This is a genomic window from Micromonospora sicca (assembly GCF_003172935.1).
Classification (GTDB): Bacteria; Actinomycetota; Actinomycetes; order Mycobacteriales; family Micromonosporaceae; genus Micromonospora; species Micromonospora sicca.
In genome coordinates, this window is record NZ_QGKS01000048.1 from 1 (window position 1) to 11666 (window position 11666).

Below are 11666 nucleotides of genomic sequence, written 5' to 3' on the forward strand. Positions count from 1 at the left end.
CGTCTTCAGCGCGTACAGCGGGCTCGTGCCGATGTCGCCGTACACCACACCCCACGCGCCCAGCAGCAGCCCCGGCCCCGCCGCCTTCCCCGCCGCCCGGTCCCCGGTCGGCTGCGGCGCGGGCGCCACTTCCCCCTGCCCCGTGTCGCCTACCGCGGGCTGCTCGTCGTTCGATCGCTCCGACACCCCACAGGCATACCAACCCGCACCCAATCCCGACGGCGGACGCTCGGAACTGCGCCGGTCCGCCCAGGCGGCGGAGGTGCGCGGCGGCATGAACGTCGGCGGCGTGGGAAGAAGCGTGCTGCGGCTGCTGGTGGTGCTCGCCGCCGCGTCCGGCTGCCTCGACGTGTTCTGACTGGCTCGACTGGGTGGCTTCTTCGCCAGCGTGATCACCGGCAATCTGGTGCAGTTCGGCCATGCGGTCGCCACGGCGGAGACTCCCCTGCTGGCGGGCCGACGGCGGTGGGCGGCTACGCGGTGGGCGTGGCCGGCGGCACGCGGTACCTGCGCCACGCCAGGCCGGGCTGGCACCGCCGGACCGGAATGGTCGCGCCGGCCGAGGCGGTGCTCCTCCTCGCTGTCGCGGCGGCTGGATGAGCAGCGCAGCGCACCCCGGGTACGCCGGCGGGCCGGTGTTGCTCGGCGGCGCCCTGCTCGGCGCGTTGGTGCTGCGCGTGGCGCCGATCTGGGCGCCCGCCCTGGCGGCGGCATCGGTCATCAATGTCGTGGTCGTCGCCGCCGGCCTGGCGCGGCGGATGGCCCCGATCACCGACCGGAGGGGGGCACGAGTGAGAGCCGTGGTGTACGAGGACGTGCGGACCGTCGGGGTGCGGGAGGTGCCTGACGCGACGGTGGAGGCGGAGACCGACGCGCTGGTGCGAGTCACCTCCAGCGCCCTGTGCGGCACGGACCTGCACATGTACGACGGGCGGACCGGAGCCGACCCGGGCCTGGTGCTCGGCCACGAACCCCTGGGTGTGGTCGAGCAGGTGGGCCGCGCGGTGCAGACCGTCCGACCGGGCATGCGGGTGGTGGTCCCCACCCATCTGTTCTGCGGCACGTGCGCGATGTGCGCCCGGGGGCTCTCCGCGGCCTGTCTACGCGCGCGGGCCGAGGGGCCGGGAGCGGCCTACGGATACGCCGGGATGGGCCCCTACCGCGGCGCCCAGGCCGACCTGCTCCGTGTGCCGTGGGCCGACGCGAACTGCCTGCAGGTGCCCGGAGAGCCCGGCGACGCGCACGAGGACGACTTCGTGCTGCTCGCCGACGCGTTCGTCACCGGCTGGCACGCCGCCGCCACCCTCGCCGGGGTGGAACCCGGTGACACGGTGGCCGTGTTCGGCGGCGGCACCATCGGCCTGCTCAGCGCCTACTCGGCCCTGCTCCGCGGCGCCCGCGTCGTGTACTGCGTCGACCGGGTGGACGCCCGGCTGGACAAGGCGGGCGAAATCGGGGCGGTCCCGATCGACTTCCGCCGCGGCGACCCGGTGGAGCAGATCCGGGAGGACAGGGCCCGAGCCGGGCTGCCCCTCGGCGAGGACAAGCTGGGCGGGGTCGACAAGGTCGTCGACGCGGTCGGGTTCCAGGCCGCGGACCGGGAACGCCCCGACCAGGAACGCCCCGACCAGGTGATCGCCGACGCGGCACGGCTGGTCAACCCGACCGGCGCGATCGCCGTCGCCGGGGTGTACCCGGACAAGGACCTGCACCCGCGCCCCGGCGCGACGACCCACGAAGACCTGGTCGCGCCGTGGGGGACGCTCTTCGGCAAGGGCGTCGCGGTCCGGTTCGGCCGCACCCACGACCGCCGCTACACCCGGCTGCTGCGCGACCTCGTGGTCTCCGGCCGGGCCAGGCCCGGCGTCATCGTCACCCACCACGGCAGCCTCGACGACGCACCCGAGCTGTACCAGCGCTTCGACCGCCGCGAGGACGGGGTGATCAAAGCGGTGCTGCACCCGTGACACCGATCCGACCAGCCGGCCCCGACAACCCTAGGTGGCGGACCAGGTGACCTTCGGCGGTCGAACGGCGGCGCACAGCGGGTGACCTCTGGCGTCGGTGAGCCCCAGCCTGGCCGTCAGGCTGCCGGCACCGACCGCCGCCTGCGCGTTGGCTGCCTCGACACCGTCCAGCCACAGCTTGGCCCGCCGGAACATGGTGAACGTGCCGGTGTCGTCGATCTCGCCCCAGGACAGGTAGATGAAGCGCCGACCAGGTCCGCCCTGGATGTGCGGCCCGCGCACGTCGAGACTTCCGTCGGTGACGGTCGCGGCAGTGCAGTCCAGGTCCCAGGTCACGGCCGCGGCGTCGCCCGGCTGCAGGTCGAGCCACCGGGTCGGCTGGTCGCGCCGCTGCACGCCGACATGGATGTTGCGGTAGCCGGGGAAGTCGCCGCTGCTGCCGCAATCGCGCCCGGGAAGGTCGTGGCCCTCGATGCGGATCCGCACCAGGCCAGCGTAGACCCGGGGCGTCGGTCGAGGGACCGGGCGAGACCGAGCCGCCCGGAACGCGCGATGCCGACCCACCGTACGCATTCATGACGCATGATGCCTCCACGCCACGTACCCGCAGGTGCGTAAGGTGGTTTCGGCCCGTGAGACCCTCCACCGGGCCAACTCCGTCAACTGCCGTCGGTGCACCTGTCACGGATCGGTGCCCTGTTTCCGTCGAACTGGTTGGCAACGCGACCCAGCCCATCACCGGCAGACAGGAAGTGGTTCGATCATGAAGATCGTCGTCATCGGCGGCACCGGCCTCATCGGCTCCAAGCTCGTGGACAGACTCGGTGCGCAGGGCCACGAGGCGGTGCCCGCCTCACCGAAGACCGGCGTGAACACGCTGACCGGCGAAGGCGTGGGCGAGGTGCTCGAGGGCGCCGACGTCGTCGTCGACGTGTCGAACTCTCCCTCGTTCGAGGACGCCGCCGTGCTGGAGTTCTTCGAGACGTCCACCCGGAATCTCCTCCCCGCCGCGGCGGACGCCAGGGTGGGGCACTACGTGGCGCTCTCCATCGTGGGCACCGACCGGCTGCCGGACAGCGGGTACATGCGGGCGAAGGTCGCCCAGGAGAAGCTCATCGTCGCGTCCGGGATCCCGTATTCGCTGGTGCGCGCCACGCAGTTCTTCGAGTTCGTCCAGGGCATCGTCGACGCCGCCACGGACGGCGACACCGTACGCCTCGCGTCGGTGCTCATTCAGCCGATGGCGGCCGCCGACGTCGCGACGGCGGTGGCCGAGGTCGCGGTCGGTGCGCCGACGAACGACGTGGTCGAGGTCGCCGGGCCGGAGCAGTTCCGCCTCGACGAGCTGGGCCGATCCGTTCTCGGCGCCCGTCACGACCCGCGTTCGGTGGTGACCGACCCCGCCGCCCGGTACTTCGGCGCCACGCTGGGCGAACGCTCACTCGTTCCCGCCGACGGTGCCCGCGTCGCCGGTACGCGCCTCGACGACTGGCGCGCGCAGGCGGCCCGCAAGCAGTAACCCGCCACGTCGGCGCGACGGTCGGATCCGTCGGCTTGCCGAGGCCCTCCACCAGCTCCCGTACCGCCTCGGTGAACGGCTCGTCGGACTCGCGGCCCTTGTGTCGGCTCAGCGCAGCGCGCCGTCGCGGAGCAACGCGTGCGCGCCGACGGTCTGGTTGACGATCTGCGTAACCCGTACGTCGACCGCGATGCTGGCCAGCGCCACCGCGTCGGGGCGGCTGACGTCGTACCACCGTTGCATCAGGGTCAACATCGAGTTCAGGGCCATGAACGTGGCGTCGTCGAGGGTCGCGCCGACGCCAAGTGTCAGCCAGGCGTCCGCGGTTCGGGCCACGGGCCCGGTGACCGGGAAGTCGTCGCGGACGTCGAAGGTCAGGGTCACCTCGTCCATCGGGCACTCGATCGCGGTACCGCCGATTTCCCCGTCCCCCTGCGCGGCGTGCCCATCCCCGACTGAGAACAGTGCCCCGTCGACCGGGATCGGCAGCAGCAGGGTGCTGCCGGCGGTCAATTCCTTGCAGTCCAGGTTGCCGCCGCAGGGTCGGGGCGGGATCGTCGAGTGCCGCCCCGGTTCGGCCGGCGGCATACCGAGCACCCCCATGAAGGGACGCAGCGCCACCGTGTGGCCTTGCTGGTTGCGGCCGGTCATGGCCACCGGGTCCAGTTCCCAGGCGTGCACCACCCCTTCCTCCTCGACGCCGTACCGCTGGTTGAAGCCGCTCGGCCAGCCGCCGGCCACGGTGGTTCCCCAGGTGGCCGGGACGATCGCGTCGATGCGTACCTCGATGGTCTGGCCCGCTCGGGCGCCGCGGACCGCAACCGGACCGATCAGCGCGTGTCCGTGGTCGGGCTGGTATTGCGGTGCCCGGGGCCGTTCCCGGTTCCGCCCGCCCGGGTACGGGCCGGCCGACCACCAGCAGTCCAGGGTGCGGTAGGTGACGGTGTCGCCGGGGTCGATGGTGAGCACCGGCGGGAAGTCGGGGGAGAAATGGCCGTGCAGGGTTTCATCGCCAGGTGCGAGGGTGTGTCGCATCTGCGCAGGCTAGTTGCTGTTCCTGGGGTCGGGCGTCCAGGGGCGCGTCGGTGGCCACGACATGAGTTGCCCGGCGGCTCGGTCGGTCGCACGGCAGCCCGCGCCGTCTCGGCGTGCGTGCCCGTCCGCGTGTTCCACTCGTCGTCGCCGAGGTCGTCGAGGGCGATGTTGATGACGTTCGCCGGCACCGCGTCAGCCAATCGCTTGAGGTGCTCGTCCTCGTGTGAGCGCCGCGTTGGGCATGGCCGAGGCCGGGTAAGCGCGCAGCGACCGAGCCCAGGACCAGGGAGGCAAAGTTGAACTACCAGAAGTCAGACGTCGAGGTCGTCTACCGGCGCGGTGACTGGAACAGCTGGAGCGACATCGTGCGGTGGCTCGAACGCGGTCTCAGCCGCGACCAGCAGGCGGACAACGAGCTCAGCGAGGCTGAATCGCGGCAACTGCCGGACGGCTTCCGCAGGCTCGACCAAAAGGGCGAACGCTTCACCGACGACCCCGCCGGCGCCTACCGCGCGCTGCAGTCCGTCCAGTGACCCGAGGGAGGATCCCATGGCACGCGATCGTGCGGAGATGACCACCGGCCAGCTGCGCAAGGAGGCTCAGCGAGCTGGCATCGACAACACCGACCAGATGAACAAGGCCGAGATGATCGACGCGCTCGGCGGGTCGACCAACGTCAACCGCGGTGGCGGCCAAACCCAGAAGGATCCGAAGCCGAAGGGGGTAAGTCCGCAGGACTACAAGAACCTGCCCGGCAATCAGACCTGACCCGGATCGGCGTCTCGCCCAGCGGCGAGACGCCGACGTCTGGATCGAGGCGCCACCACCGGACTGCCCGCAAGCGGGCGTTTCCGGGCGGCAAGCGCCGCTGGCAACCCGCCCTCCCGCACAAGTGCGCTGATGGTTCCGCTGGTGTTAGGTCAGCGCGCGCAGGGGAAGTCACCCGGTCAGCAGGGCCCGTTCCCGGGCCAGGACACGCCATAGGGGAGGCTGACATGGCCGCTGGCGAGCAGCTGCACGAACTGCGCCAGCGCGCCCACGACGCGGGCATCGAGGGCAACTCGAAGATGACCGAGGACCAGCTGCGGGAGGCCCTGCGCAAGGTCGGCAAGGGTACCGAACCACAGATGGCGAAGCGGGAAGCCAAGAGCTGACCATCGACCTGCGGTCGTCAGCATCCGGAGGGGTATTCGCGACGGCGCGGGCACAGCTGGTGACCGACCTGCTGAGGGTCAGGCTGCGGACGGTCGTGCCGCCTGGTGACCGCGGAGAGTGATCGTCGCTGAGGCAGACGTGGGAGGTGGCCAACGTGCAACATCACGAGCTTGTGGGTCAGGTCCAGGCGAAGGCGCGACTCGCCGATATCGGTGAGGCGACGTCCGCCATCCGCGCCACACTGCAGACGCTTGGCGAGCGGGTTCCGGAAGGACTAGCCGACAACCTCGCCGCTGAACTTCCTCGCGAGATCGGCGAATACCTGCGGCAGACCGCCGGGGCGCCCAGCAGGGGTGCCCGGTTCGACAGGGACGAGTTCGTCGGTCGGGTGGCCGATCGCGCGGGAATGGACCGGCCGGAGGCGGCGTTTGCGGCTCGGGTCGTCCTGGAAGTCGTCGGCGAGGCGACGCAGGGCGGCATCATGGACCGCCTTCAGGCGGCGCTTCCGACGGATATCCGTCAGATGGTTCACTCCGGTAGCAAGGGGGAACTACCGGGTTGATCGTCATCAGCCCCCCACCGCGGCCTTACCGCTGCGGACGAGGCTGGGGCAGGACGGAGACCCGCACCCCTTGTACGACAGACACAGCTGGCCCGGTAGAGCGTTTGGGGCAAGGCCGATCAACTGAACAGCTCTCGGAATCCCTCCCGCCATGACGGGTATCCGAGGTTCAGCCCCAGCGCAGACTTGACCTTGGCGTTGCTGGCCGCGCGGAGCTGGGTGCGCGGAGCTGGGTGCCGTAGTACACGGCTTGAACGCCGATCTGCTTCTCGGCCTCCTCCTTGGAGACGCGCCGCGGCGGAGGGGCGTCCAGGATTTCGGCCAGGTAGGGAAGCCACTCAGCCTGGGGGGCGGGCTCGTCCCCCACTACGTTCTAGATACCGGGGCTTCCCCTGCCGACCGCTTGCACGGTGGCCGACACCGCGTCGCGGACGTGAATGAACGGATACCGGCCGGTGCCCTCGCCGACAATCGGCACGTCGCCCGACGCGACCCCTGTTGCCCATTCTCCACCCGGCCCGATCGCGGTGCCTTGACCGTAGAGAAATCCGTATCGAAGGACGACGCCTTCGATCCCTGGTGTGCCCAACACCAGTGTCTCGGCCGCGATGTTCGCCTGTATGTGGCTTCGGATTGGCTCCGGGGCTTCCAGGTACAGCGGCGCCGACTCGTCCGTGGGCCCCGATCCGACCGGCTGGGTCATGAAGCTGGCGCTCTGCGCAACGACCCGACGGGTGCCGGCTTCACGAGCCGCCGTCATCAGTGTCTTGGTGCCCTCGCTCCGCAGCCGGTTGGTCACCTCCAGCCACTTCGCGTAGTCACGAGACGGCGCGGAGAGCGCCGTGACCTGGTTGATGATCACCTCCGGTTCGGCCTCGAGGATCGCCTGCCCGCATCGCGGCATCGTCCAGCCCGTCCATCAACGCCGGCCGCGCCCCGAGTGCCTCAATGACGGAGAAGTTCTCGCTCCGGTGGGTGCTGGCCGTGACCTCGTGGCCCAGGTCCACCAGCGCCTCGACGAGGGGCCGGCCGACCCAGGACCCCTGTTCCCGTTACGAGCGAGTGCGCTGTGGTGAGCACACCAACTCGCAGTCCGCCGTCACCAGCGGACGCTCCTCGTCTTACCCGCTGACGCGGTGCGAGGTTGACGCTTCGACGACCACAGCCAGGACAGGTCCTGGTCTTACACGGTCTCCACGTCCGTTCGATCCCGAAGGATATGGTTCCCGAGGCACTCCCGGTACCGACCAATCTGGCGTGTTTAGCCTGCCGTCGCAGGGGCCTCGCGCGCCGGATGGGTTTGATTATCACCTGCCCGACGGCAGTCACTCTAACACTGAAGCGCGCTCAAGAGCATCAGCGCCCACTCCGCTGGCAACAGATGTCAACCCCCGCGACGAAAAGCCGCACTGCCGTCTCCTTGCTGGAACGAGGTAGCTCTCCCCCTGGGCTGGTGCAGGACACAGGTTCACCACCTACCGTGCCGCGGCCTGCGCGTCGCCGGCGGTCGACGAACGACTGTATCGCCGATCCCCGGCCCACTGGCGTGACCTGGCGATCCGTACGGCATTCCTCTGCCGAACCAGCCTGGTCCTCATCGCCGCCATCATCTGGCTGCCATGATCGACAGGACACGCCCTGGACGAATAGGCCCCTAACCCGGGTTAGTGGTCGTAGGCGATTCCGTAGCGCTTCCGGGCCTCCTGTACGGTCTCGGGCTTGACCTCGCCGCGCCGGGCCAGGGCTGCGAGCGCCGCGACCACGACCGACTGCGGGTCAACCCCGAAGTGGCGACGGACGGCCTCCCGGGTGTCGGAGAGGCCGAAGCCATCCGTGCCGATCGAGTGCCAGTCCTGCGGCACCCACTGGCTGATCTGGTCCGGGACCGCGCGCATCCAGTCGCTGACGGCGAGCACCGGGCCGGGGGCGCCGGCCAGCACCCGGGTGACGTAAGGGATCCGGTCCTCGCCCTTGAGCTGCGCCGCGTCACAGTCCAGAGCGTCGCGGCGCAGTTCGCTCCAGGAGGTGGCGGACCACACGTCGGCCGCCACGCTCCAGTCGCTGGCGAGGAGTCGCTGGGCCTCCAGGGCCCAGTGAATGGCGGTGCCGGAGGCGAGGAGCTGCAGACGCGGGGCGTCCGCCGCCAACTCCTGGGCATTGGCTTCCTGGAACCGGTAGAGACCCTTGAGGATGTCCTCCTCGATGGCCGCGCCCGGCGGCATGGGCGGCTGGGTCTTCGCCTCGTTGTAGACGGTCAGGTAGTAGAAGACGTTTTCCGCGTCCGGCCCGTACATCCGGCGCAGACCGTCGCGGACGATCACGGCGACCTCGTATGCGAAGGCCGGATCGTAGGCGATCGCCGCTGGGTTGGTGGAAGCGATCAGGTGGGAATGGCCGTCCGCGTGTTGCAGGCCCTCGCCGGTCATTGTCGTACGGCCGGCGGTGGCGCCGATGAGGAAGCCGCGGCCGAGTTGGTCGGCGAGCGCCCACATCTGGTCGGCCGTCCGCTGCCAGCCGAACATCGAGTAGAAGATGTAGAAGGGAATCATCGGCTCGCCGTGGATGGCGTACGACGTGGCGGCGGCAGTGAAGTCGGCCATCGAACCGGCCTCGGTGATTCCCTCGTGGAGGATCTGGCCGTTCGTGGCTTCCTTGTAGTACAGGAGCGTGTCGCGGTCGACCGGGTCGTAGGTCTGTCCGCGCGGCGAGTAGATCCCGGCGGTGGGGAAGAGCGACTCCATGCCGAAGGTACGCGCCTCATCTGGAACGATCGGCACCCAACGCTTGCCCGTCTCCTGATCCCGCATCAGATCCTTGACCAGGCGGACAAAGGCCATGGTTGTTGCGATCTCCTGACTACCGGACCCCTTGGCCAAGGTTTCGAAGGGCTTGGCGGGCGGTTCGGGCAGCACCACCGGGTGGACCCGGCGAGCCGGGGCGGGCCCGCCCAGCGCGGCCCTGCGCTCGTGGAGGTAACGGACCTCCGGCGAGTCGGCGCCGGGGTGGGCGTACGGCACCAACTCATCGTTGAGCTTGCTGTCGGGGATGGGGAGTTCGAGGAGGTCGCGCAGCGCGCGGAACTCGCTGCCCGTCAGCTTCTTCATCTGGTGGTTGGCGTTGCGCGACTCGAATCCGGGGCCGAGCGTGTAACCCTTGATCGTCTGGGCGAGGATCACGGTTGGCGCGCCCCGGTGCTCGACCGCGGCCCGGTAGGCGGCGTACACCTTGCGTGGTTCATGGCCGGCCCGCGAGGCGTGGAAGCACTCGGCGATCTTCGCGTCGGTCAGCACCTTCGCCATCTCGACGAGCGCCGGGTCGGCGCCGAAGAAGTGGTCGCGGATGTAGCCGACATCCCGGGCCACGTACGTCTGGAACTGCCCGTCGGGGATTTCGCGCAGCCGGCGTACGAGCGCGCCCGTGGTGTCGAGCGCGAACAGGTCGTCCCAGGCCGAGCCCCAGAGCGACTTGACGACGTTCCAGCCCGCCGCGCGGAACTGGGCCTCCAGCTCCTGGACGATCTTGAAGTTGGAGCGCACCGGTCCATCGAGCCGCTGCAGGTTGCAGTTGATCACGAAGGTGAGATTGTCCAGGCCTTCGCGACCAGCGAGGGCGAGTGCGGCGGTCGACTCGGGCTCGTCCATCTCGCCGTCGCCGAGAAACGCCCACACCCGCGAGGCGGAGGTGTCCTTGATGCCACGGTGCTGCAGATAGCGGTTGAACCGCGCCTGGTGGATCGCCGACAGCGGTCCCAGGCCCATCGACACGGTTGCGAACTCCCAGAGCCATGGCAGCCGGCGCGGGTGCGGGTAGGAGGGGAGGCCATCGCCGCCAGCCTCCTGCCGGAACCGATCGAGGTGGCCCTCGGTGAGCCGACCGTCCAGGAAGGCGCGGGCGTAGATGCCGGGGGAGGCATGGCCCTGGAGGTAGAGCTGGTCGCCGGAGCCGTCGGCCTCCTTACCGCGGAAGAAGTGCTGGAAGCCGGTCTCGTAGAGCCAGGCGGCGGAGGCGAAGGTGGCGATGTGGCCGCCCAGGCCGTAGCGGCTGCCCCGGGTCACCATCGCGGCGGCGTTCCACCGGTTGTAGGCGGTGATGCGCCGTTCCATCTCCTCGTCGCCGGGGAATTCTGGCTCGGCGGCGGTCGGGATGGTGTTGATGTATTCGGTCTCCAGCAACTTCGGCAGCGCGAGCCCGGAGCCCTCGGCGTGTTCAAGAGTGCGGCGCAGGAGGTACGAGGCGCGGTGCGGGCCGGCTGCCGCGGTGACGGCGTCGAGAGAGGCGGCCCACTCGGCGGTCTCCTCGGGGTCGCGGTCCGGGATTTGATCGAGTGCGCTTGGCTGCTTTCGCCCGATGTCGGTCATGGTCGCCGCCTTCCGACGGTTCCGGACCTCTCGTCCGCTGAGCGGGAGGTCGAGACGGTGAGACAGGGGACCTGCCGGCCGGGACAGCTCGGGCCGATGGAGGTCCGATGCCACTATAGTTCTGATCGATGATCGATCAAAGGGCCGCGAGCAAGCTTTCCAGTGGCCACGGAAGTAGTATCCCAGGCCGCGAAATCAGACTTGGGGTGCACAACCGAGCACATGCTCCTTGACCAACTCGTCGACCCGGGGATCCCGTCGCCGAAAAGCCTCGACGATGGCCTCGTGCTCCTCCGCGTACGACTGCTGGCGGGTGCCCAGCCACCGGATGGAGAGGGTCGTCCAGACCTCGATACCGAGTGACTCCCAGGTGTGCAGCAGCACGCTGTTCCCGGATGCGCGCACCAACTCCCGATGGAAGGCGACCGTATGACGTACCTGGGCCTCGGCATCACTCCTGCGATCGGCCTCGTGAAGCGCGGCGACCTCGGGCTCCAGGACGGAGACGTCCTTGCCCAGTCGTGGCGCGGCAAGCGAAGCGGCGATCTGCTCGAGGCCCGCCCGCACGGGATAGATCTCCTCGAGGTCGGCCGCGGAGAGATTGCGTACCCGTACGCCCTTGTTGGGTGCGGACTCGATCAGCCGCAGCACCTCCAACTCGCGCAGCGCCTCCCGGACGGGCGTCTGGCTGACCTCCAGCTCCACGGCGATCCGCCGTTCCACGATCCGCTCGCCCGGCTTCCAGCGCCCGCTGACGATCCCCTCGACGATGTACTCGCGGATCTGCCGAGGCAGCGAGTGGACGACGGGCAGGGCCATGGGCGCTCCTCCGGAGTTGAGTGGCTGCCTAGACAATACGGCGGCCAATCGGAGGTTCGGCCCCAATTTCTATACGGTCCAGAGCATGATTATGCCCGGCCCTGAGATCTCTCCGTCTTGATGGCCTTCTAGATCGTTAACCGGAAATTCGGTGCAGGTCAGGCCGGGGGGGTAACGGGCGACGCGCCGTGTAGATCCGTGACAGGTGGATGAAGGGTGTCCAAGATCGGCGTTTCCACACACGTCAGACT

General features: G+C 69.6%; 12 protein-coding genes and 2 pseudogenes. 8 read left to right on the forward strand and 6 right to left on the reverse strand.

The window, feature by feature from the left end:
- On the reverse strand, window positions 1–186 hold a 186-nt coding region (locus DKT69_RS38770), incomplete at its 3' end, for a KUP/HAK/KT family potassium transporter (protein WP_201749413.1).
- Window positions 187–274: 88 nt separating this feature from the next.
- Here DKT69_RS38770 and DKT69_RS38775 point away from each other — a divergent pair.
- Together DKT69_RS38775 and DKT69_RS00380 are read left to right on the forward strand one after the other, a co-directional pair.
- A pseudogene (locus DKT69_RS38775) lies at window positions 275–800 on the forward strand (DUF1275 family protein); the annotation flags it as partial.
- Window positions 801–854: 54 nt separating this feature from the next.
- Window positions 855–1967 (forward strand): alcohol dehydrogenase catalytic domain-containing protein, encoded by a 1113-nt coding sequence (locus DKT69_RS00380; RefSeq protein WP_438361788.1) that lies wholly within the window; start codon window positions 855–857, stop codon window positions 1965–1967.
- 30 nt (window positions 1968–1997) lie between these two features.
- On the opposite strand, the gene DKT69_RS00385 is transcribed toward DKT69_RS00380, so the two are convergent.
- A complete protein-coding gene (locus DKT69_RS00385) occupies window positions 1998–2453 on the reverse strand; it encodes a DUF5990 family protein (protein WP_109799611.1) in 456 nt (151 codons plus the stop codon).
- 277 nt (window positions 2454–2730) lie between these two features.
- Here DKT69_RS00385 and DKT69_RS00390 point away from each other — a divergent pair, with 277 nt between their 5' ends.
- On the forward strand, window positions 2731–3486 hold the full coding sequence (locus DKT69_RS00390) for an SDR family oxidoreductase (RefSeq protein WP_109799612.1): 756 nt from the start codon (window positions 2731–2733) through the stop codon (window positions 3484–3486).
- A gap of 108 nt (window positions 3487–3594) precedes the next feature.
- Here DKT69_RS00390 and DKT69_RS00395 read toward each other — a convergent pair whose 3' ends face one another.
- Window positions 3595–4521 carry an acetamidase/formamidase family protein gene (locus tag DKT69_RS00395; RefSeq protein WP_109799613.1) on the reverse strand — a complete coding sequence of 309 codons (927 nt, stop codon included), beginning with the start codon at window positions 4519–4521 and terminating at the stop codon, window positions 3595–3597.
- A gap of 296 nt (window positions 4522–4817) precedes the next feature.
- Between DKT69_RS00395 and DKT69_RS00400 the strand changes: the two genes are divergently transcribed.
- The 4 genes from DKT69_RS00400 to DKT69_RS00410 all read left to right on the forward strand — a co-directional run bounded on the left by DKT69_RS00400 (window position 4818) and on the right by DKT69_RS00410 (window position 6238).
- The gene (locus DKT69_RS00400; RefSeq protein WP_109799614.1) at window positions 4818–5054 is read left to right on the forward strand and encodes a hypothetical protein; all 237 of its coding nucleotides are present in this window, start codon (window positions 4818–4820) and stop codon (window positions 5052–5054) included.
- A 37-nt stretch (window positions 5055–5091) separates the two neighbouring features.
- On the forward strand, window positions 5092–5289 hold the full coding sequence (locus DKT69_RS00405) for a hypothetical protein (protein ID WP_109799615.1): 198 nt from the start codon (window positions 5092–5094) through the stop codon (window positions 5287–5289).
- A gap of 227 nt (window positions 5290–5516) precedes the next feature.
- Window positions 5517–5675: a hypothetical protein gene (locus tag DKT69_RS38070; RefSeq protein WP_161557739.1), complete on the forward strand. Its 159-nt coding sequence runs from the start codon at window positions 5517–5519 to the stop codon at window positions 5673–5675.
- Between the two features lie 155 nt (window positions 5676–5830).
- Complete coding sequence (locus DKT69_RS00410) at window positions 5831–6238, forward strand: DUF2267 domain-containing protein (RefSeq protein ID WP_109799620.1); 408 nt, start codon at window positions 5831–5833, stop codon at window positions 6236–6238.
- Window positions 6239–6611: 373 nt separating this feature from the next.
- Here the strand turns inward: DKT69_RS00410 and DKT69_RS00415 are convergent, their stop codons facing one another.
- On the reverse strand, window positions 6612–7142 hold the full coding sequence (locus DKT69_RS00415; protein WP_109799616.1) for an NAD-dependent epimerase/dehydratase family protein: 531 nt from the start codon (window positions 7140–7142) through the stop codon (window positions 6612–6614).
- 596 nt (window positions 7143–7738) lie between these two features.
- Between DKT69_RS00415 and DKT69_RS41330 the strand changes: the two are divergent.
- Window positions 7739–7861, forward strand: a pseudogene (locus tag DKT69_RS41330) (IS5/IS1182 family transposase); the annotation flags it as partial.
- A gap of 41 nt (window positions 7862–7902) precedes the next feature.
- On the opposite strand, the gene aceE reads toward DKT69_RS41330, so the two are convergent.
- Both aceE and DKT69_RS00425 read right to left on the reverse strand, forming a co-directional pair.
- Window positions 7903–10596, reverse strand: coding sequence for a pyruvate dehydrogenase (acetyl-transferring), homodimeric type (gene aceE, locus DKT69_RS00420; RefSeq protein WP_109799617.1), 2694 nt, complete (start codon window positions 10594–10596; stop codon window positions 7903–7905).
- A 195-nt stretch (window positions 10597–10791) separates the two neighbouring features.
- Window positions 10792–11415: a GntR family transcriptional regulator gene (locus DKT69_RS00425; RefSeq protein WP_109799618.1), complete on the reverse strand. Its 624-nt coding sequence runs from the start codon at window positions 11413–11415 to the stop codon at window positions 10792–10794.
- Window positions 11416–11666: the final 251 nt, after the last annotated feature.

What these genes read in the sequence shown, in the direction of transcription:
- DKT69_RS38070 (WP_161557739.1), top strand. Translation starts at nt 5,517, where the DNA reads ATGGCCGCTGGCGAGCAGCTGCACGAACTGCGCCAGCGCGCCCACGAC.
- DKT69_RS00390 (WP_109799612.1), top strand. Translation starts at nt 2,731, where the DNA reads ATGAAGATCGTCGTCATCGGCGGCACCGGCCTCATCGGCTCCAAGCTC.
- DKT69_RS00415 (WP_109799616.1), bottom strand. Translation starts at nt 7,142, where the DNA reads ATGCCGCGATGCGGGCAGGCGATCCTCGAGGCCGAACCGGAGGTGATC.
- aceE (WP_109799617.1), bottom strand. Translation starts at nt 10,596, where the DNA reads ATGACCGACATCGGGCGAAAGCAGCCAAGCGCACTCGATCAAATCCCG.
- DKT69_RS00425 (WP_109799618.1), bottom strand. Translation starts at nt 11,415, where the DNA reads ATGGCCCTGCCCGTCGTCCACTCGCTGCCTCGGCAGATCCGCGAGTAC.
- DKT69_RS00395 (WP_109799613.1), bottom strand. Translation starts at nt 4,521, where the DNA reads ATGCGACACACCCTCGCACCTGGCGATGAAACCCTGCACGGCCATTTC.
- DKT69_RS00405 (WP_109799615.1), top strand. Translation starts at nt 5,092, where the DNA reads ATGACCACCGGCCAGCTGCGCAAGGAGGCTCAGCGAGCTGGCATCGAC.